The sequence below is a fragment of the Streptomyces sp. NPDC059582 genome (assembly GCF_042735715.1).
Lineage (GTDB): Bacteria > Actinomycetota > Actinomycetes > Streptomycetales > Streptomycetaceae > Streptomyces.
Genome location: NZ_JBHWCC010000029.1, coordinates 82,453 through 101,431, shown reverse-complemented (window position 1 = coordinate 101,431; position 18,979 = coordinate 82,453). Strand labels below are relative to the sequence as shown.

At 71.2% G+C, this 18,979-nt stretch carries 18 protein-coding genes; 10 read left to right on the top strand and 8 right to left on the bottom strand.

What is annotated here, in order from left to right; all coding sequences use genetic code 11:
- Positions 1 to 119 precede the first annotated feature (119 nt).
- The 4 genes from ACFV0T_RS24260 to ACFV0T_RS24245 all read left to right on the top strand — a co-directional run bounded on the left by ACFV0T_RS24260 (position 120) and on the right by ACFV0T_RS24245 (position 4,974).
- Positions 120 to 1,433 (top strand): polysaccharide lyase family 1 protein, encoded by a 1,314-nt coding sequence (locus ACFV0T_RS24260; RefSeq protein WP_385782766.1) that lies wholly within the window; start codon positions 120 to 122, stop codon positions 1,431 to 1,433.
- 82 nt (positions 1,434 to 1,515) lie between these two features.
- Positions 1,516 to 2,646 carry a pectinesterase family protein gene (locus tag ACFV0T_RS24255; RefSeq protein ID WP_385782763.1) on the top strand — a complete coding sequence of 377 codons (1,131 nt, stop codon included), beginning with the start codon at positions 1,516 to 1,518 and terminating at the stop codon, positions 2,644 to 2,646.
- 115 nt (positions 2,647 to 2,761) lie between these two features.
- Positions 2,762 to 3,556: an HAD family acid phosphatase gene (locus ACFV0T_RS24250; RefSeq protein WP_385782760.1), complete on the top strand. Its 795-nt coding sequence runs from the start codon at positions 2,762 to 2,764 to the stop codon at positions 3,554 to 3,556.
- 263 nt (positions 3,557 to 3,819) lie between these two features.
- Positions 3,820 to 4,974: a right-handed parallel beta-helix repeat-containing protein gene (locus ACFV0T_RS24245; RefSeq protein WP_385782758.1), complete on the top strand. Its 1,155-nt coding sequence runs from the start codon at positions 3,820 to 3,822 to the stop codon at positions 4,972 to 4,974.
- Between the two features lie 53 nt (positions 4,975 to 5,027).
- Here the strand turns inward: ACFV0T_RS24245 and ACFV0T_RS24240 are convergent, their stop codons facing one another.
- On the bottom strand, positions 5,028 to 5,246 hold the full coding sequence (locus tag ACFV0T_RS24240; RefSeq protein WP_385782755.1) for a hypothetical protein: 219 nt from the start codon (positions 5,244 to 5,246) through the stop codon (positions 5,028 to 5,030).
- Between the two features lie 642 nt (positions 5,247 to 5,888).
- On the bottom strand, positions 5,889 to 6,458 hold the full coding sequence (locus ACFV0T_RS24235) for a SigE family RNA polymerase sigma factor (RefSeq protein WP_385782754.1): 570 nt from the start codon (positions 6,456 to 6,458) through the stop codon (positions 5,889 to 5,891).
- Between the two features lie 267 nt (positions 6,459 to 6,725).
- On the opposite strand from ACFV0T_RS24235, the gene ACFV0T_RS24230 reads away from it, so the two are divergent.
- Positions 6,726 to 8,177 carry an NCS2 family permease gene (locus tag ACFV0T_RS24230; protein WP_385782751.1) on the top strand — a complete coding sequence of 484 codons (1,452 nt, stop codon included), beginning with the start codon at positions 6,726 to 6,728 and terminating at the stop codon, positions 8,175 to 8,177.
- 149 nt (positions 8,178 to 8,326) lie between these two features.
- Here the strand turns inward: ACFV0T_RS24230 and ACFV0T_RS24225 are convergent, their stop codons facing one another.
- The 3 genes from ACFV0T_RS24225 to ACFV0T_RS24215 all read right to left on the bottom strand — a co-directional run bounded on the left by ACFV0T_RS24225 (position 8,327) and on the right by ACFV0T_RS24215 (position 11,169).
- A complete protein-coding gene (locus ACFV0T_RS24225) occupies positions 8,327 to 9,784 on the bottom strand; it encodes a peptidoglycan D,D-transpeptidase FtsI family protein (protein ID WP_385782748.1) in 1,458 nt (485 codons plus the stop codon).
- 137 nt (positions 9,785 to 9,921) lie between these two features.
- Positions 9,922 to 10,392 carry a GNAT family N-acetyltransferase gene (locus ACFV0T_RS24220; RefSeq protein WP_385782746.1) on the bottom strand — a complete coding sequence of 157 codons (471 nt, stop codon included), beginning with the start codon at positions 10,390 to 10,392 and terminating at the stop codon, positions 9,922 to 9,924.
- Between the two features lie 3 nt (positions 10,393 to 10,395).
- Positions 10,396 to 11,169 carry an IclR family transcriptional regulator gene (locus ACFV0T_RS24215; RefSeq protein WP_385782743.1) on the bottom strand — a complete coding sequence of 258 codons (774 nt, stop codon included), beginning with the start codon at positions 11,167 to 11,169 and terminating at the stop codon, positions 10,396 to 10,398.
- Between the two features lie 143 nt (positions 11,170 to 11,312).
- Between ACFV0T_RS24215 and ACFV0T_RS24210 the strand changes: the two genes are divergently transcribed.
- The 5 genes from ACFV0T_RS24210 to ACFV0T_RS24190 all read left to right on the top strand — a co-directional run bounded on the left by ACFV0T_RS24210 (position 11,313) and on the right by ACFV0T_RS24190 (position 16,082).
- Positions 11,313 to 12,842 (top strand): aldehyde dehydrogenase (NADP(+)), encoded by a 1,530-nt coding sequence (locus ACFV0T_RS24210; RefSeq protein WP_385782741.1) that lies wholly within the window; start codon positions 11,313 to 11,315, stop codon positions 12,840 to 12,842.
- Positions 12,843 to 12,887: 45 nt separating this feature from the next.
- Positions 12,888 to 13,496 (top strand): DUF1349 domain-containing protein, encoded by a 609-nt coding sequence (locus ACFV0T_RS24205; protein ID WP_385782738.1) that lies wholly within the window; start codon positions 12,888 to 12,890, stop codon positions 13,494 to 13,496.
- Between the two features lie 83 nt (positions 13,497 to 13,579).
- On the top strand, positions 13,580 to 14,083 hold the full coding sequence (locus ACFV0T_RS24200; protein WP_385782736.1) for a GNAT family N-acetyltransferase: 504 nt from the start codon (positions 13,580 to 13,582) through the stop codon (positions 14,081 to 14,083).
- Between the two features lie 122 nt (positions 14,084 to 14,205).
- Positions 14,206 to 14,934, top strand: a complete 729-nt coding sequence (locus tag ACFV0T_RS24195) for a DsbA family oxidoreductase (protein WP_385782734.1) — start codon at positions 14,206 to 14,208, stop codon at positions 14,932 to 14,934.
- A gap of 95 nt (positions 14,935 to 15,029) precedes the next feature.
- Positions 15,030 to 16,082 carry an aminotransferase class V-fold PLP-dependent enzyme gene (locus tag ACFV0T_RS24190; protein ID WP_385782731.1) on the top strand — a complete coding sequence of 351 codons (1,053 nt, stop codon included), beginning with the start codon at positions 15,030 to 15,032 and terminating at the stop codon, positions 16,080 to 16,082.
- A gap of 300 nt (positions 16,083 to 16,382) precedes the next feature.
- On the opposite strand, the gene thpD is transcribed toward ACFV0T_RS24190, so the two are convergent.
- The 3 genes from thpD to ectB are packed head-to-tail and all read right to left on the bottom strand — an operon-like array spanning position 16,383 to position 18,972.
- Positions 16,383 to 17,270 (bottom strand): ectoine hydroxylase, encoded by an 888-nt coding sequence (thpD, locus tag ACFV0T_RS24185; protein ID WP_385782728.1) that lies wholly within the window; start codon positions 17,268 to 17,270, stop codon positions 16,383 to 16,385.
- A gap of 5 nt (positions 17,271 to 17,275) precedes the next feature.
- Positions 17,276 to 17,680 carry an ectoine synthase gene (locus ACFV0T_RS24180; protein WP_385782725.1) on the bottom strand — a complete coding sequence of 135 codons (405 nt, stop codon included), beginning with the start codon at positions 17,678 to 17,680 and terminating at the stop codon, positions 17,276 to 17,278.
- Positions 17,681 to 17,700: 20 nt separating this feature from the next.
- Complete coding sequence (gene ectB / locus ACFV0T_RS24175; RefSeq protein ID WP_385782722.1) at positions 17,701 to 18,972, bottom strand: diaminobutyrate--2-oxoglutarate transaminase; 1,272 nt, start codon at positions 18,970 to 18,972, stop codon at positions 17,701 to 17,703.
- Positions 18,973 to 18,979: the final 7 nt, after the last annotated feature.

Below are 18,979 nucleotides of genomic sequence, written 5' to 3'. Positions count from 1 at the left end.
GCCGGTCGTGGCCGGTCGCGCGGTTCCCCGCGCCCCTGGGGAATCGGCATCCCTCCGTTCTGGATCGACCCGGCCCGAGGCGACCGTCGCCCGGCCGCGCAACCGAGGAGACCCGCACCATGCGTACACAGGCATGTCATGCACGCGCCATAAGGGCACTCGTGGGCTGCACGGCCCTGGTGCTGTCCGTCACCGGCACCGCCACCGCGGGAGAGTCCCCCCGCGACCCCGCCCGGCAGGTGCTCGCCGCGCACGACGGCTGGGGCTCCTACGGGAGCGGCACCACCGGCGGCGCCGCGGCCGACGCCGCGCACGTCCACACCGTCACCACCTGGGCCGGCTTCAAGGCCGCCCTCGCCGCCGACGGCACCGCACCGAAGATCATCAAGGTGAAGGGGACGATCGACGCCGTCTCCGAGGGCTGCGACGCCTTCGCCGCGCCCGGCTACGACCTCGACGACTATCTGGCGAGGTACTCGCCCGAGGCCTGGGGCCTGGACACCGACCTGAGCGCCGAGCCCGACGACAGCCCCGAGGGGCTGCGCCGGGCCTCCGCCGCCCGGCAGGACCAGGCCATCAAGGTGGACATCCCGGCCCACACCACCGTCATCGGCATCGGGAAGAACGCAGGGTTCAAGGGCGTCAGCCTCCAGATCAAGGCCGTCGACAACGTCATCGTGCGCAACCTCGCCTTCGAGAGCCCCCTCGACTGCTTCCCGCAGTGGGACCCCACCGACGGCGCCACCGGCAACTGGAACTCCGAGTACGACACCGCCGTCGTCTACGGCGCCACCCATGTCTGGCTGGACCACAACACGTTCACCGACGGCAGCCATCCCGACAGCGCGGCGCCGACCTACTTCGGCATGCTCTACCAGCAGCACGACGGCGAGCTGGACATCGTCCGGGGCGCCGATCACGTCACCGCCTCCTGGAACGTCTTCACCGAGCACGACAAGACGATCCTGATCGGCAACAGCGACAGCGAGTCCACCGCCGTGGGCGACCGGGGACACCTGAAGGTCACCTTCCACCACAACCTCTTCTCGGGCCTGGTGGAGCGCGCGCCACGGGTCCGCTTCGGTCAGGTCGACTCCTACAACAACCACTTCGTGGCCGAGGCGGGCTACTCCTACAGCTTCGGCATCGGCAAGGAGTCCCAACTCGTCGCCGAGCACAACGCGTTCACGCTGCCGGACGGGATCAGCGCGGCGAAGACCCTGAAGCGATGGAACGTGGCCCCGCTCACCGCCGCCGACAACTACGTCAACGGCAGGCTCACCGACCTGATCGCCGTCCACAACGCGGAGATCCCGGCGGAGGCCCTGGAGCCGGGCGCCGGGTGGACGCCCACCCTGCGCACCCGGGTCGACCCGGCGAAAGCCGTCCCCCGCATCGTCGACTGCGGCGCGGGCGCCGGCCGCCTGCGCTGACGTCCCCGCCCACCGGGCCGGGGCGCACCGCCCCGGCCCGGTCCCCCGACCCGTACGAGCCGCACCGCGAAGGAGCAGCCGCATGCCCTCGCATCTCCCCCTCTCCCTCCCCTTCTCCCGCAGAGGCTTCCTGCTGGCGGGCGCCGGCGCGGGCGCCGCCCTGGGCCTCGCACCCGGCCCCGCCCGGGCCGCCGCCCTGCCGCGCCCGTTCGGCCGCCACGGTTCACCGGCCGCCCGCCCGACCCCGAAGACCCTGTACGTCGACCGGGGCGGCCGGGGTGACTTCAGCACCGTCCAGGCAGCCGTGACCGCCGCGACCGGCAGCGGCTGGACGCTGGTCATCGCACCCGGCACCTACCGGGAGACGGTCACCGTCGACGTCACCCGCACACAGACGACCTGGATCGGCGCCTCGGACCACCCCGAGGACGTCGTGATCGTGTACGACAACGCGGCAGGCACCCCCAGGCCCGACGGTGGCACCTACGGCACCAGCGGGTCCGCCACCACGACTGTGCAGGCCGACGGCTTCACCGCCCGCCGGATCACCTTCGCCAACGACTGGCTGCGCGCCGACCACCCCGACGTCACCGGCACCCAGGCCGTCGCGATCAAGGTGCAGGGCGATCGTTCGGCCTTCCACCACTGCCGCTTCCTCGGCCACCAGGACACGCTCTACGCCGACTCGCCGGCCCTGACCGCCTTCGCCCGCCAGTACTACGCCCACTGCCACATCGAGGGCGACGTCGACTTCGTCTTCGGCCGGGCGACGGCCGTGTACGAGGACTGCCACTTCCGCACCCTCGACCGCACCGACCTGGCCGCCGCCCCGTACGGCTTCGTCCTCGCCCCCTCCACGGCGGCCGCCAACCCGCGCGGCTACCTGGTCACGAAGAGCAGGGTGAGCAGCGCGGCCCCGGACGGCCGCTACAAACTGGCCCGCCCCTGGGTGCCCAGCTCCGACCCCACCGCCCGCCCCATGCTCACCGTCCGCGACACCCGGCTGGGCCCCGGCATCGACGCGGTCGCGCCGTACGCCGACATGTCGGCGGCCCACCCCTGGCAGGCCCAGCGGTTCGCCGAGTACCGCAACACCGGTCCCGGCGCCGCGATCACCGTCCCCGAGAACCGCCCCCAACTCGGCGTCGCGCAGGCGGAGTCGGCGACCCGAGTGGCCCACCTCGGTGACTGGACGCCGTGGCGGGAGTGCTGACGGCTCGCCCAGGCCGACCCGTCCGGGGAGCTTGACGTGATCTTTGCTGTGAACGCGGTATCGATCAGGCAACGGCTCTCGCGCCCCGCAGGGTGACGCGCGTAGAACACTTGTCATGCATAAGCCACTGCGAATCACGGCGCTCGCCGCAGCCGTCGTCGTCGCCGGTGCCGGGCTCTACGGCGCCGGCGCCGCCACGGCCGGCCAGTCCACGGCCAACTCCACCCACGAGCCCTACAACATCGGGCTCCTGGTGAAGGACATCGACACCTATTACGGCACCGCGCTCGACGCCGACGGCGTGTACCAGGCGTCCCCGGACAGCCAGTACGCCAAGGACCTCGCGCGCATCGACGCCTCCGCGAGGAAGTACATCGACCAGGCCGCGCACAAGGGCCACCACAGGGGCACCAAGCCCGCGGTCGTCTTCGACATCGACGACACGCTGCTGCTCAGCCTCGACTACGAGAAGCGCTACAACTACACGTACAACTCGGCCTCCTGGGCGGCGTACGTGAACAAGGCAGACCGCCCCGCCGTCTTCGGCAGCGCGGAGCTCGTGCGCTACGCCGAGTCCAAGGGCGTCGAGGTCTTCTACAACTCCGGTCTCGGCGAGGCGCAGCGCACGGCCGCCGTCGAGAACCTGAGGAAGATCGGCGCCGACGTGAACCTCGACGCCGGCCACATGTTCCTCAAGGACGCGGCCAACCCGCCGTCGTACCTGAGCGCCTGCGCCACCCCGGGCACCTGGACCTGCACGACCGTCCAGTACAAGTCCGGCACCCGCAAGCACATCGAGGCCCTCGGGTACGACGTCATCGCCAACTTCGGCGACCAGTACTCCGACCTCGACGGCGGCTACGCCGACCGCACGTACAAGCTGCCGAACCCGACGTACTTCGTCAGCTAGTCCACGACGGCCCGCACGGGCCCGCCCGGGCCCGCGCGGGCTTGAGCGGGCTTGAGCGGCTACGACGGCCCGCACGGGCCCGCCCGGCTCCAGTGTCGGCGCACCGGCTCTCGCCCGGTCCACGGGCCGGGCGAGGGCCGCCCCGCGAGCGGACGAGAAGAGAACCGACGAGATCCGTGCGCGATGTCGCCCCGCCACGGCAACCTTCCGTGGCCCCGGCGGCGACAGGACTCCGCATCATCCCTCAAGGAACGGAGCCCTCCGTGCGTCAGAGCACCGGACGCCACCGCAGGACGCGCACCCTCCCGATCGCCGCCGTGGTGGCCCTCGCCGCGGGGGCGGGCGGCGTCTTCCTCGGGCTGTCGAACGGGGGTGCCGAGGCCGCGTCCACGACGGTCACCGTGTCCACCACCGCGCAGTTGGAGTCGGCGGTCGCGAACGCCACCGCCGGTACCGTCATCCAGGTCCGCGGCGGCACGTACCACCCGACCGCCACGCTCAGGTCCACGGCCAGCGGCACCGGTTCGGCGCGCATCACGCTCCAGGCCCAGAGCGGTGAGAGGGTGCGGATCGACGGCTCCCGACTGCCCGCCGGATCCTCGCTCGCCGGGATCCACGGCAGCTACTGGACCGTTCAGGACCTCACCTTCCAGAACTCCCCGGCCCAGGGCCTCGTCGTCACCTCGTCGACCGGCGGCGTCTTCAGGAACCTGGTCACCGCGGACAACGGCGACTCCGGGTTCACCCTGGGCGGCGACCACACCGTCGACAACCTCGTGCAGAACCTGGACAGCCACGGCAACTACGACGCGGCCGGGCACGGCCAGGACGCCGACGGCATCGCGGTCGAGTTCGGCTCGGGCACGGGCAACAGGATCACCGGCGCCCGCCTGTACGACAACTCGGACGACGGCCTCGACCTGCGGCAGTTCTCCTCGCCGGTGACCATCGACCACTCCTGGGCGTTCGGCAACGGCAGAAACCGCTGGAGCGACCCGGCCTTCGAGGGCGACGGCAACGGCTTCGAGCTGGGCGGTGGGGGCGTCGCGGTCGCGCACCTCGTGAACAGGAACGCGGCCTGGGACAACACCCTCAACGGCTTCACCGCGAGCTCCAACACCGGTGCCGTCGTGCTCAACCGCAACACCGCGTACGCGAACACCGGGGCCGGCTTCTCCTTCGCCGGCGGCAGGGCGCGGCTCGCCCGCAACCTCGCGGTGGGCGACCAGGGCGGCCCGGCCGAGCTCGGCTCCTCGACGGTGTCCGCGGCCAACAACTGGGACGGCGGAGTGCCGACTCCGTCCTTCAGGTCGACGGACGCGACCACGGCGTACGGGGCACGCGGGGCGGACGGGTCGCTGCCGAAGACCACGTTCCTGACCACGGGCTCGACGGACATCGGCACGGCCATGAACTGACGTCTCCCGGTTCCGCGGCCGGCGGGGGCGTTCACCCGGGCCGGCCGGATCTCCTAGGAGTCGCCCTCGTCGCCGCGGTGCGCGGCGAAGGCGCCGCCCACCGCGCGCTCCCGGCCGCTCGCGGTGGCCGTGACCGTGTAGCGGTCGTCCTTCGCGTCCCGGCCGCCGCGGTCGTGGTCGTACTGCCCGGCGAACACCCACTCACCGGCCGCGACCGTACGGCCGTCCTTGAGCGCCCAGGTGTAGACGAGGAAGCCGTCCTGATCGCCCACCGTCAGTGTGAAGTCGTCCTCGGGCAGCGAGCGCCAGGCGCCGGCCGTGCCGTCCCCCGCCGGTCTGCATGACCTTCAACTGCACGATGAGCGCCGTCAGTTCCTCGACGGTCCTGAAGGTGACGTTGCTCTGCCCCCAGGAGTTGTCGCTGTGCGGGTCCACCGAGCCGTCCGACCACAGCGGGGCGTCCCCGTCGCCGTCGGCGGGCGGGAGCGCGGAGGCCGCGGGGGGCCCGGACGTGGGGGTGTCCGGCGAGGGGGACGCGGTCGGGGCCCGTCCGGCTCGTGCGCGCCGCCGGAGCCCGGCGTCGGGCGCGGTGCGGCCGAGGGGCGGCCCGTCGGGGCCGGGGACCGGCCCGGTGTGGGCGAGACCGCGACCGTCCGCCGCGGCGGGGTGTCGTCCTTCACCGCGGACGCGACCGCGTCGCCGCCGACCGCGAGCAGGCCCGTGACGGCGGCCGTGGCGCTCGCGATCCGCGCCCAGTTCCACAGGGGCGGGCGCGTCGCCCGGTGGTCCGTCCGCCGTCGGCCGGCCGTGCCCCGTCCGATCCGGGCCAGGATGCGGGACCGGTCGCGGTTCGTGCGCCTCGGCCGCCTCGTGCAGCAGGGCGCGCAGCTCGTCGTGCGCGTCCCGACGCAACGTCATCGGCCCCTTCCCCCGGCCTCGCCGGTGCGCGCCAGCACCGCGCGCACCTTCTGCCGCGTTCCCTGTGCGCCCAGCAGCCTCTGCAACTCGGCCATGCCCTTGGAGGTCTGGCTCTTCACCGTACCCACCGAGATCCCCAGGGCCAGCGCGGTGTCCTTCTCGGAGAGATCGAAGGCGTGCCGCAGCACCACGCAAGCGCGTTTGCGGAACGGGAGTCCACGCAGCGCCGTCCGGACGTCCACCACGCTCGCGACGTCCGGGTTCTGCGCCACCTTCTCCGTGCGTTGCGACCAGAAGAGAGCGACCCTGCGCCGCTCGCGCACGGCGCTGCGGATCCGGGTGCGGGCCAGGTTGGCGACGACACCCCGCGCGTACGCCACCGGGCGGTCGGCGGTCCGGATCCGGTCCCAGCGGTACCACAGCGCCAGCAGCGCGTCCGCCGCCAGATCGTCGGCGGCGTCCGGCTCTCCCGTCAACAGATGGGCGAGGCCCGTGAGTTCGGCGTAGTGACGCTCGAAGAAGGCGTGGAACTCCACGGAGGCTCCGTCGTCCACGACTGTGCCCACGGATGACCTCGTCTCGGTGCGAAGTGCGCCGACGACAGGGCGCATGTGCATGTCATATACATGGCATGGGGAAGCCCGGAGGGGGTGGCCGGGCGAGATCCGGAAGCGTAGCAGTGGTCAACGGCCCTGTTCGTACAGGGCTTCGAACGGCGTGTGGCTGCCTGAACCCGATTCCGTAACACGGGGAAAACCTGAAACAGGTTCGGCGAGGGAACAATCCAGCCAGCATCCGCGCACCGATCAATCAGGCGACGAGGAGTACCTGCCATGTCCGAACAACAGAAGGTGACCGACCGGCCAAGTGCCGCCCCACCAGCGGCCAACGGTGTCGACCGGTTCTTCAGAATCTCCGAACGGGGGTCCACCTTCGGCCGGGAGATACGCGGCGGCTTCGCCACGTTCTTCACCATGGCCTACATCCTTGTCCTGAATCCCATCATCCTCGGCAGCGCCAAGGACAAGTTCGGCCACCAGCTCGACGCCGTCCAACTCACCACCGCCACCGCCCTGGTGGCCGCCGTCATGACGATCATCATGGGCGTCGGCGGCAACCTCCCGCTCGCGCTGGCCGCCGGACTCGGCCTCAACGCCGTCGTCGCCTTCCAGATCGCCCCGCTGATGAGCTGGGACGACGCGATGGGCCTCATCGTCCTCGAAGGCCTGCTGATCTGCGTGCTGGTGGCGACCGGGCTGCGCGAGGCCGTCATGCACGCCATCCCGCAACCGCTCAAGCAGGCGATCAGCGTCGGCATCGGCCTGTTCATCGCCTTCATCGGCTTCGTCGACGCCGGTTTCGTCAGCCGTATCCCCGACATCGCGGGCACCACCGTGCCGGTCCAGCTCGGCGGTACGGGCACCCTCACCGGCTGGCCGGTTCTCGTCTTCTGTCTCGGCGTGCTGCTGACCGTCGGACTGCTCGCCCGCAAGGTCAAGGGCGCCATCCTCATCAGCATCGTGACCATGACGGTCGTCGCGATCGTCATCGACTCGATCGCCGACATCAAGTCCTGGGGCCTGACCACACCGGCGTGGCCCGACAAGGCCGTCGACACCCCCGACTTCGGGCTGCTCGGTCACTTCAGCCTGTTCGGCGCGTTCGGCGAGACCAGCGCCCTCACCGTCGTCCTGCTGGTCTTCACGCTGATCCTGTCCGACTTCTTCGACACCATGGGCACCGTCGTCGGCATCAGCGCCGAGGCGGGCCTGCTGGACGACGAGGGCAAGGTGCCCAACCTCGGCCGGGTGCTGCTCATCGACGGCGCTGCCGCGGTCGCGGGCGGCGCGGCCTCGTCCTCCTCGGCGACCTCCTACATCGAGTCCGCGGCCGGCGTCGGCGAGGGCTCGCGCACCGGCTTCTCCAACCTGGTCACCGGCGGCATGTTCGCCCTCGCGCTCTTCCTGACCCCGCTGCTCACCATCGTCCCGCTCCAGGCGGCCGCCCCGGCCCTGGTCGCGGTGGGCTTCCTGATGATGACCCAGGTCAAGAACATCGACTGGGACAGGTACGAGTTCGCCATCCCGGCGTTCCTGACCATCGCCGTGATGCCCTTCACCTACTCGATCACCAACGGCATCGGCGCGGGCTTCCTCGCCTACGTCCTGATCAAGACGGTGCTCGGCAAGGCCAAGGAGGTCCACTGGCTGCTGTGGGGGGCCTCGGCGCTGTTCCTCGTGTATTTCGCGATCGACCCGATCGAGCAGATCCTCGGCGTCAAGTAGGCCTTCGCGCGATTCCCCGCCCCCGAGGGGACGCGGGGAATCGCACGACCGGCCGTTCGAGGTCGTACAGGGCAGTACACGGCCGTTCCAGGTCGTACGAGGCCGCAGGAGAGCCCGACGGCTCGCCGCCGAAGGGCGACCCGGGCCGGTCAGTCGCGCAGCGCGGCCCGCATCATCGCCTTGGCCACCGGCGCGGCCAGCCCGTTGCCGCTGACCTCGGAACGGGCCGCGTCCGACTGCTCGACCATGACCGCCACAGCGACCTCCTCACCGGTCGCGTCGGACGTGCCGTACGACGTGAACCACGCGTACGGCGTCTTGCTGTTGTTCTCGCCGTGCTGGGCCGTGCCGGTCTTGCCGCCCACGGTGACCCCGTCGATCAGTGCGTTCGTGCCGGTGCCCTGCTCGACGACGGTCTGCATCGCCGACCGGAGCTGCTCCGCCGTGCCGGAGCCGACGACCTGGGTGGTCCCCGCCTCGTCGTCGTAGTTCCGCAGCACATCGCCGCCGCTGTCGGTGATCTGCGAGACCATGTGCGGCGACACCAGCTTGCCGCCGTTGGCGAGGGCCGCCGACACCATGGCCATCTGGAGCGGGGTCGCGGTGACGTCGAACTGGCCGATGCCCGACAGGGCCGTCTGCGCCTGGTCCATGTCCGACGGGTACACGCTGGTGTAGGCCCGGACCGGGACGTCCTGGCTGTCGTCGTCGAAGCCGAACCTCTCCGCCATCGCCCTGACCTTGTCCTGCCCGAGCTGCACGGCCATGTGCGCGAACACGTTGTTGCAGGAGTACTGCAACGCGACCCGGATCGTGGCGTTCTCGCAGGGCGCGGAGGTGTTCTCGTTCCTGAGGACCGTGCTGGTGCCCGGCAGGGTGTAGGGGTCGGGGCTGTCCGTGCGGTCGTCCGCCGAGGTGTACAGACCGTCCTCCAGCGCGGCGGCCGCCACGACCAGTTTGAACGTCGAGCCCGGCGGCAGCGGCCGGCGCAGCGCACGGTTGGTCAGCGGTTTGTCGGCGTCGGCGGTGAGCTTCTTCCAGGCCGCCCCCGCGGTGTTGGCGTCGGTGAGCGAGGACGGGTCGTACGACGGGGTCGACACGACCGCGAGGATCCTGCCGGTCTTCGGGTCGATCGCCACGGCCGCGCCCTTGTTGTCGCCGAGCGCCCTGTAGGCCGCCTTCTGCACGGCGGGGTCGATCGTCGTGACCACGTCGCCCGGATCCGCCCGCTGGTCGGTGACGGTGTCCATGGCGGTTCTGAGCCGGCCGTCAGTGCCGTCGAGGAGATCCTGGTAGATGCCCTCCAGCTGGGTCGGCGCGTAGCTCTGCGAGGCGTAGCCCGTCACCGCCGCGTACAGCTCGCCGTCCGTGTACGTACGTCTGTACGCGAGGTCGCCGTTCTTCGTCCTCGCCGAGCCGGTGACCGACTCACCGGCCACGATGATGTTCCCGAGCGGTTTCGCGTACGTCGTGATCGCGTTGCGCCGGTTGTCCTTGTCGTCCGCGAGTGCCGTGCCCTCGTAGAACTGCACCCATGTCGCCCTGACCAGCAGAGCGAACACGAGGAGCAGCGCGAAGACCGATGCGCGCCTGATCATCTTGTTCATCCCGCTCAGACAGACGAGCGGGACGGAGGGAATCGTTCCCTTCCGCCCCGATTTCTCATCGTACGTTCATGAAGCCCGACCGGACGTTCACGGCCCGACCGGACCGCGACCGGACGTCGACGTGGCCCGACCTGACGTCAGAGGGCCCGAAGCGTCAGCACGACCTCGGGGATCTCCTCGCCGCGCGCGTGGGCGAACCCCCTGGTGCGCGCGCTCTCCAGGAAGCCGCACTTGCGCAGCACCCGCAGCGACCCCTCGTTGTCCGCCGCCGCACGCGCGTACAGCGGGCGTTCGGTCACCTCGTCGAGCAGGGCGCGCAGCGCGGCCGTGGCGATGCCGCGTCCCCAGTACGCCCGGTCCACCCAGTACGTGACCTCGCGCTCGCCCGGTTCCCCGTACACCGCGGCACTGCCGACGACGTCCCCGTCCACCAGGACCGTACGGACCAGGGACGTGGCCCGGATCCGCTTCCACTGGTCGTCGAAGCGGTCGCGGTCGGCCGGGTCCTCGGGGGTGAAGGCGGCCATCCGGAGGGACTCGGGGTCGTTCATCTGCCGGAAGAAGACCGGCAGGTCGCTGTCGTGGACCTTGCGCAGCGAGACGTCCATCGTTCAGAGCCTCCGGGTGGCGAGCGTCAGCCGGTCACGCGCGTCGAACAGGGCGTCCTTCACCAGCTGTTCGTGGGCGGGGGTGAGCCGGGCCACCGGGACCGAGCAGCTGATCGCGTCCCGGGCCGGGGTGCGGTAGGGGATCGCGACGCCGAAGCAGCGCAGCCCCAGCGTGTTCTCCTCGCGGTCCACGGCGAAGCCCTGCTCGCGGACCTGGTGCAGTTCCTCGATGAGCTTCTCGCGGTCCGTGATGGTGTTCTCGGTCAGCGCCGGGAGCGTCTCGGGCAGCATCTTGCGGACCTGCTCGTCCGTGTACGTGCTCAGCAGCGCCTTGCCCAGCGAGGTGGAGTGCGCGGGGAGCCGGCGGCCGACCCGGGTGAAGGGGCGCAGATAGTGCTGCGACTGGCGGGTGGCGAGGTAGACGACGTTCGTGCCGTCCAGCCGCGCCAGGTGGATGGTCTCGGTCGTGTCGTCCGAGAGCCGGTCCAGTGTCGGGCGGGCCGCCGCGACCACCTCGTCGCCGTCGATGTAGGAGGTGCCCACGAGCAGCGCGCGGACCCCGATGCCGTACCGCGTGCCCGTCGCGTCCGTCTCCACCCAGCCCAGGTCCACCAGCGTGCGCAGCAGCATGTACAGGCTGGACTTGGGGTATCCGACGGCTTCCTGTACCGACGCGAGGGAGTGCATACCGGGGCGCCCGGCGAAGTACTCCAGCAGTTCAACCGTCCGTACGGCGGACTTGACCTGCGCCCCGCCCCCCGTCTCGCCTGCCGACATCGCCCTTGACCCCTTCGTTCGCCGGGAAATAGTCTCCGACAGCATATTCATCATCAGAGACGGCGTTCAGTATATCGAACGCCCTGGTGGATGACGTACGTACTGCGGCATTGCATGCGGCATTCGATGTGGAGGGACCCGCGGTGGCAGCAGCACCAGTCTGGAGTGTCGACCCCCGTACCGGGAAGCAGCGTGAACAGGTTGCGGTGGAGGCCACGGCCCAGGAGGTGGACACCACCGTCCGTGCCGCGCACGACGCCCGCGGCGCCCTGACCGACCGCACCGTCCGCGCGGCCTTCCTGCGCGCCGCCGCGGCACACCTGGAGTCGGCCAAGGACCAGCTCGTCGAGGCCGCCGACGCGGAGACCGCGCTCGGCCCGGTCCGGCTGACCGGCGAACTCGCCCGTACCTGCTTCCAGTTGCGGGCCTTCGCGGACATCGTCGACGAGGGCGCCTTCCTCGACGTGGTCGTCGACCACCCCGACGACACCGCCGCCCCGCCCATCCCGGACCTGCGCCGCTACAAGGTGCCGCTGGGTGTCGTCGCCGTCTACTCGGCCTCCAACTTCCCCTTCGCCTTCTCCGTCGCCGGCGGCGACACCGCCAGCGCGCTGGCCGCGGGCTGCCCGGTCGTGGTCAAGGCCCACCCCGACCACCCGGCGTTGTCCGAGCTGGTCGCGAAGGTGCTGCGCCGGGCCGCCGCGGAGCACGGCGTCCCGGACGGCGTGCTGGGTCTGGTGCACGGCTTCGAGGCCGGCGTCGAGCTCATCCGGCACCCGCTGGTCTCCGCCGCGGGTTTCACCGGTTCCATCCGGGGCGGGCGGGCGCTGTTCGACGCGGCGGCCGCGCGAGCGGTGCCGATCCCGTTCCACGGCGAGCTGGGGTCGCTGAACCCGGTCGTCGTGACCGAGGCCGCGGCCGCGGAGCGCGCGGAGGCCATCGGGACCGGGCTCGCCGGTTCCATGACACTGGGTGTCGGCCAGTTCTGCGTGAAGCCCGGACTCGTTCTGGTGCCGTCCGGCGCCGCGGGCGACGGACTGGTCAAGTCCCTCACGGACGCCGTCAGCGACACCGAGGCGGGCGTCCTGCTCGACCACCGGATGCGCGACAACTTCGTCGCCGGAGTCGCCGAGCGGGCGCAACTGCCGGACGTGGACTCCCCGGTGACCCCGGGCGCGGGCGGCGAGCACACCGTGAGCGCGGGCTTCCTGACCGTGCCGGCGAGCAGACTGACCGCGGCGGGCGCTTACGACCTGCTGCTGGAGGAGTGCTTCGGCCCGGTCACCGTGGTCGCCCGCTACGAGGACGACGCCGAGGTGCGCGGCGTGCTGTCGCGGCTGCCGGGCAACCTCACGGCGACCGTCCAGCTGTCCGCGGCGGAGGCGGCGGGCGAGGGACGCGGAGCGGAGATCCTCGCGGAACTGACGCCGCTCGCCGGGCGCGTGCTCGTCAACGGGTGGCCGACCGGTGTCGCCGTGGCACCGGCCCAGCATCACGGAGGCCCGTACCCGGCGACCACCTCGACGTCGACGTCCGTCGGCGGTACGGCGATCGAACGCTGGCTGCGGCCGGTTGCGTACCAGAACGCCCCCGAGGCGTTGCTCCCCGCGGAGCTCCGCGACGACAACCCGCTGGGGCTGCCCCGTCGGTTCAACGGCCGGCTGGAGCGCTAGGTGTGCTGTCCGGTCTGGCCCGAGAGACCCTGAGAGACTTGGTCCATGGACGTCGAAATTCCCGAACTCCCTTTCCTGCTGCGCACCTACGGCCCCGACGGGCACTGGGTCTACGAGGACGGCATCCTCAGCGGCTGGGCCGGACCCCGGCAGGACCGGTTCGTCCCGCCCACCGGTGAGGGGCTGGACCCCGCCTCCGACGCGCCCCGGCTGCTCGGCTCGCCGGAAGGGGACTTCCAGCTGATCGCCCGGGTCACGGTGGGCTTCGCCGGGGCCTTCGACGCCGGGGTGCTCTACGTCCACGTCGGCGAGCGGGCCTGGGCCAAGCTCTGCCTGGAGTACTCCCCGGACGTGCCCACCGTGTGCACGGTGGTCACCCGGGGACACTCCGACGACGCCAACTCCTTCTCCGTGGACGGGAGTTCGGTTTGGCTGCGGGTGAGCAGGACCGGCCGCGCCTTCGCCTTCCACGCCTCCCGTGACGGCGTCCGCTGGACCTTCGTCCGGCTGTTCACCCTGGGCGAGGAGAAGGAGACCGGAGCGGCGCTGATCGGCTTCATGTCGCAGTCGCCGATGGGGGAGGGGTGTGTCGTCACCTACGACCACATCGAGTTCAAGCCCGCCTGGCCGGACGACCTGCGGGACGGCAGCTGACCTGGTATCCGCGAGAGCGGAACCCGGGGGAGCGGAACCCGGGGGAGCGGAACCGAGCAGAGTGGAACCGCGTCCTCCGTTATGTGATCAGTGACAGAGTGACCGGCGGCCGGGTGATCCGCAGCGTCCTGGCCGCGGAGGCCGAGACCGTGGCCGCGCTGCACGCGCGCGCCCGGGCCACGTACTACCCGGACGGCGTCCCCGACGACGGAACCGACTGGCCCGCCGTCTGGCGGAGCGCCATCGCGCGCCCGGACGGGCAGGTGCTGTGCGCCGTCGAGCGGGGGAGCCTCGTCGGACTCGCCTCCTTCCGCACGCCGGAGGGTGCCCCGGCGGACACCGTCAAGCTGTTCCAGTTCCATGTCGACCCCGACCACTGGCGCACCGGTCTCGGTACGGCCCTGCACACGGCCTGCGTGGAACACTGGCGGGCCGACGGCAGGAGCACCGCCGTCCTCGACGTGCACGTCGGCAACCGGCGGGCCCAGGAGTTCTACGCCCGCCGGGGCTGGGTCCCGGATCCGCTGCACCCGCCCGCCGAGGGCGATCACCACCTCTTCCTGCGGTACGCCGTGGCCGGGGGGTGACGCGGGGGAGCGAGGGGGGTGACGCGGGGAAGCGACGCCGGGAATGAAACGGGCTGTTTGAACGTTCACGCACCCGGCGGAGGGAGTCTCCGTCCCCGTGCGATCTGAAGAGAGCCGAAGACATGCGCGTCGAGATCTGGAGCGACATCGCCTGCCCCTGGTGCTACGTGGGCAAGGCCCGCTTCGAGAAGGCGCTCGACGCCTTCCCGCACCGTGACCAGGTCGAGGTCGTGCACCGCTCCTTCGAACTGGACCCCGGGCGCGCCAAGAGCGATATCCAGCCCGTGATCACGATGCTCACCAAGAAGTACGGCATGAGCGAGGCGCAGGCCCGGGCCGGCGAGGAGAACCTGGGCACCCAGGCCGCCGCCGAGGGACTGGCGTACCGCACCGGGGGCCGCGACCACGGCAACACCTTCGACATGCACCGCCTGCTGCACTTCGCCAAGGAGCAGGGCAGGCAGGACGAACTGATCCAGATCCTCTACCGGGCCAACTTCGCCGAGGAGCGGTCCGTCTTCGCCGAGGGCGAGGAGCGCCTCGTCGAGCTGGCCGTCGAGGCCGGGCTGGACGGCGACGCGGCTCGTGAGGTGCTGGCCGACCCGGCCGCCTACGCCGACGAGGTCCGCGCCGACGAGCGCGAGGCGGCCCAGCTCGGCGCCAACGGCGTGCCGTTCTTCGTCCTCGACCGCACCTACGGTGTCTCCGGCGCCCAGCCCGCCGAGGTCTTCGCCCAGGCGCTGACGCAGGCCTGGGGCGACCGCTCGCCGCTGAAGCTGCTCGACGACGGGGCTGCCGGCGGCGCGCAGGCGTGCGGCCCCGACGGCTGCGCGGTACCGCAGCACGACTGAAACCCCAGGCCGGGACTGATCTATAAGGGTTGCTTGGCGAAACCACGTAGAAGTCGGCAATGGACGGTGGCTTCACGGGGCCGCAGAGTGGTGCCATGGAGACCTTCGAGAGCCTGGTCCGTGCCGAGTTCGCCCCGAAGAACACCTTTCTCAACACCGCGAGCAGCGGGCTGCTCCCGGCCCGCACCGTGGCCGCCCTGCACGAGGCGGTGCGGATCCGGGCCGACGGCCGGCCGCTGGACTCGCTGTTCGCGGACGTGGAGGCGTCCCGGGCCGCGTTCGCCCGGCTGGCCGGTGTCCCGGTCGGCCGGGTGGCGGCCGGGGCCTCGGTCGCCGCGCACACCGGACTGATCGCCGCCTCGCTGCCCGCCGGCGCCGAAGTCCTGACCGCCGAGGACGACTTCACCTCCGTGGTGAACCCCTTCCACACCCGCGGCGACCTCAAGGTGCGGGCCGTGCCCCTGGAACGGCTCGCCGAGTCCGTCCGGCCGGGCACCGCGCTCGTCGCGGTCAGCGCCGCGCAGTCAGCCGACGGGCGCATCGCCGATCTGCCCGCGCTGCGCGAAGCGGCCCGCACGCACGGGGCGCGGACCTACGTCGACTGGTCCCAGGCGGCCGGCTGGCTGCCGCTGGCCGCCGACACCGCCGACTACTCCGTGGCCATCTGCTTCAAGTGGCTGCTCGGCCCGCACGGGGCGGCCTTCCTCGTCGTCCCGGAGGACCTCGGCGGACTGACCCCCCTGCTGGCGGGCTGGGTCGCGGGGGAGAAGCCCTGGGACAGCTGCTACGGCCCCGTGACCGAACTCGCCCACTCCGCCCGCCGGTTCGACGTCAGCCCCGCCCTGTTCAGCTACGCCGGGCTGCGCCACTCCCTCGCGCTCGTGGAGGAACTCGGCGTGGACGCCGTACACGCCCACGATCTCGCGCTCGCCGACCGCTTCCGCGCGGGACTCGCGACCCTGGACCGCGCGCCCCTGCCCGCACCCGGCTCGGCGATCGTGTCCGTTCCCGGACTCGGCCACCGGCAGCCCGAGTTGAGCCGCGCCGGCATCGAGGTCTCCGACCGGGCCGGCAACCTGCGCGCCTCCTTCCACCTGTACAACACCGCCGCGGACGTCGACCGCCTGCTGGACGTCCTGGCGGGCTGACCCTCTGGCGCGAGGACAGCGAGGACGGCGAGGACGGCGAGGACGGCGAGGACGGCGAGGACGGCGAGGACGGCGAGGACGGCGAGGAGGCACCAGGCTGGTGGTGCCTCCCCGGCGTCCATGCCGACGACATCGGCCGCGCGCCTGCTGGTCGGCGGCCGGTACGCACCCGACACGGTGCCGCGGGGCGTCGCCGGCGGCGCGGCCGCCGCACGCGACGTACGGGAGAGGGCCGTGTCGCCGGCGTGGCGGTGCGTCCCGGACGACCGGCCGGCCGGGGTCCGTCCGACCGGGGTCGGTTCACCGGACGGGCGTGAAATCCCTCGCGCCGATGAAGTCGGGCCGCCGTACCGGTGCCGCGAACGGCTCCACCGCCGCGTTCTCCACGCTGTTGAACACGATGAAGACGTTGCTGCGCGGGAACGGCGTGATGTTGTCGCCGGAGCCGTGCATGCAGTTGCAGTCGAACCAGGTCGCCGAACCGGCCTTGCCCGTGAACAGCTTGATGCCGTGCTCGCCCGCGAGCGCGGTCAGCGCCTCGTCCGACGGCGTGCCCGCGTCCTGCATCTGGAGGGACTTCTTGTAGTTGTCCTCGGGCGTGGCTCCCGCACACCCGAGGAACGTGCGGTGCGAGCCCGGCATGATCATGAGCCCGCCGTTGGTGTCGAGGTTCTCGGTCAGCGCGATCGAGACGGACACCGTCCGCATGTTGGGCAGACCGTCCTCGGCGTGCCAGGTCTCGAAGTCGGAGTGCCAGTAGAAACCGCCGGCCCCGAAGCCCGGCTTGACGTTGATCCGTGACTGGTGGACGTACACGTCGGAGCCGAGGATCTGCCGGGCCCGGCCGACGACGCGCTCGTCACGGACCAGCCGCGCGAACACCTCGCTCATCCGGTGCACCTCGAAGACCGAGCGGATCTCCTTCGACTTCGACTCGACGATCGACCGCTCGTCGGCACGGACCGCCGGATCGGCCACCAGCCGGTCCAGCTCCCGCCGGTACACCTCGACCTCGTCCGGGGTGATCAGCTGGTCGACGGCGAGGAAGCCGTCGCGCTCGTAGGCCTGGAGCTCCGCCGTCGAGACCGGGCCCGGGGTGTCCGGTGCGCCCCAGACGACCGGGTCCTGGCGCGGGACGGCGACCTCGTTCGCGCCGCGGCTCGGGTACAGGTCGGTGATCGTGGTCATGGGTGTCACACCCCCTCGGGCTCGGTGAGCAGCGGGTACACGCCGTTCTCGTCGTGGTCCTCCCGGCCCGTGACGGGCGGGTTGAACACGCAGACGCAGTGGAAGTCCTCCTTGACGCGCAGTGTGTGCCGCTCGTGGCCGTCGAGGAGGTACATGGTGCCGGGAGTGATCGTGTACGTCCTCCCGGTCTCCTGGTCGGTCAGTTCGGCCTCGCCCTTGGTGCAGACGACGGCCTCGATGTGGTTCGCGTACCACATCGACGTCTCGGTCCCGGCGTACAGGATCGTCTCGTGCACGGAGAAGCCGACCCGCTCCTTGGCGAGGACGATCCGCTTGCTCTCCCAGGTGCCGGACTTCGCCTTGACGTGCCGGTCGGTGCCTTCGATGTCCTTGAACGATCGGACGATCATGGGGGGTTGTCTCCTCCTCGCTAGACGGTTTCCCGGACGGCGCGGGCGAGGATGCTCAGACCCTCGTCCAGTTCGTCGGGGGTGATGGTGAGGGCGGGCAGCAGCTTGACCACCTCGCCCTCCGGTCCGGACGTCTCGATGAGCAGTCCGAGTTCGAAAGCCCGCCGGGCGACCCGCGAGGCCCGCGCCTTCTCGTGGAACTCCAGGCCCCACACCAGCCCTCGGCCGCGGTACTCCTTCACGTCGGCGAGGTTCTCCTCGGTGATGGAGACCAGCTCCCGCTCGACCTGCTCGCCCCGGGCGCGGGTCTGCTTCTCCATGGCCGCGCCGTCGGCCCAGTACGTCTCCAGCGCCGCGGTGGCGGTGACGAACGCCGGGTTGTTGCCGCGGAAGGTGCCGTTGTGCTCGCCCGGCTCCCAGATGTCGAGTTCCGGCTTGAACAGGCACAGCGACATCGGCAGGCCGTAACCGCTGATCGACTTCGACACGGTGACGATGTCGGGCGTGATGCCGGCCTCCTCGAAGGAGAAGAAGGCGCCCGTACGACCGCAGCCCATCTGGATGTCGTCGACGATCAGCAGCATGTCCTGCCGCTCGCACAGCTCCTTCAGGGCCCGCAGCCACTCCGGGCGGGCGACGTTGATGCCGCCCTCGCCCTGCACGGTCTCCACGATCACCGCGGCGGGCTTGTTGAGGCCGGACCCCTGGTCCTCCAGCAGCCGCTCGAACCACAGGAAGTCCGGGACCTGGCCGTCGAAGTAGTTGTCGAACGGCATGGGGGTGCCGTGCACCAGCGGTACGCCGGCGCCCGCCCGCTTGAAGGCGTTGCCGGTGACGGCGAGGGCGCCCAGGGACATGCCGTGGAAGGCGTTCGTGAACGACACGATCGCCTCCCGCCCCTTCACCTTGCGGGCCAGCTTGAGCGCCGACTCGACGGCGTTGGTGCCGGTCGGTCCGGGGAACATGACCTTGTACGGCAGGTCGCGCGGGCGCAGCACCAGGTCCTGGAAGGTGCGCAGGAAGGACCGTTTGGCCGTGGTCGACATGTCCAGGCCATGGGTGACCCCGTCCCGGGAGAGGTAGTCGATCAGCGCCCGTTTCAGGACCGGGTTGTTGTGGCCGTAGTTGAGTGAGCCGGCTCCGGCGAAGAAGTCGAGGTAGGCGTGGCCGTCCTCGTCGTACATCCGGCTGCCCCGCGCCTGGTCGAACACGGTGGGCCAGCCACGGCAGTAGCTGCGCACCTCGGACTCCAGGGTCTCGAAGACGCTCAGGTCGGGCTGGGTGATGGTCACGGCGAAA

What these genes read in the sequence shown, in the direction of transcription:
- ACFV0T_RS24250 (WP_385782760.1), top strand. Translation starts at nt 2,762, where the DNA reads ATGCATAAGCCACTGCGAATCACGGCGCTCGCCGCAGCCGTCGTCGTC.
- ACFV0T_RS24220 (WP_385782746.1), bottom strand. Translation starts at nt 10,392, where the DNA reads ATGGACGTCTCGCTGCGCAAGGTCCACGACAGCGACCTGCCGGTCTTC.
- ACFV0T_RS24230 (WP_385782751.1), top strand. Translation starts at nt 6,726, where the DNA reads ATGTCCGAACAACAGAAGGTGACCGACCGGCCAAGTGCCGCCCCACCA.
- ACFV0T_RS24180 (WP_385782725.1), bottom strand. Translation starts at nt 17,680, where the DNA reads ATGATCGTCCGATCGTTCAAGGACATCGAAGGCACCGACCGGCACGTC.
- ACFV0T_RS24255 (WP_385782763.1), top strand. Translation starts at nt 1,516, where the DNA reads ATGCCCTCGCATCTCCCCCTCTCCCTCCCCTTCTCCCGCAGAGGCTTC.
- ACFV0T_RS24190 (WP_385782731.1), top strand. Translation starts at nt 15,030, where the DNA reads ATGGAGACCTTCGAGAGCCTGGTCCGTGCCGAGTTCGCCCCGAAGAAC.
- ACFV0T_RS24215 (WP_385782743.1), bottom strand. Translation starts at nt 11,169, where the DNA reads ATGTCGGCAGGCGAGACGGGGGGCGGGGCGCAGGTCAAGTCCGCCGTA.
- ACFV0T_RS24205 (WP_385782738.1), top strand. Translation starts at nt 12,888, where the DNA reads ATGGACGTCGAAATTCCCGAACTCCCTTTCCTGCTGCGCACCTACGGC.
- ACFV0T_RS24195 (WP_385782734.1), top strand. Translation starts at nt 14,206, where the DNA reads ATGCGCGTCGAGATCTGGAGCGACATCGCCTGCCCCTGGTGCTACGTG.
- thpD (WP_385782728.1), bottom strand. Translation starts at nt 17,270, where the DNA reads ATGACCACGATCACCGACCTGTACCCGAGCCGCGGCGCGAACGAGGTC.
- ACFV0T_RS24260 (WP_385782766.1), top strand. Translation starts at nt 120, where the DNA reads ATGCGTACACAGGCATGTCATGCACGCGCCATAAGGGCACTCGTGGGC.
- ACFV0T_RS24225 (WP_385782748.1), bottom strand. Translation starts at nt 9,784, where the DNA reads ATGAACAAGATGATCAGGCGCGCATCGGTCTTCGCGCTGCTCCTCGTG.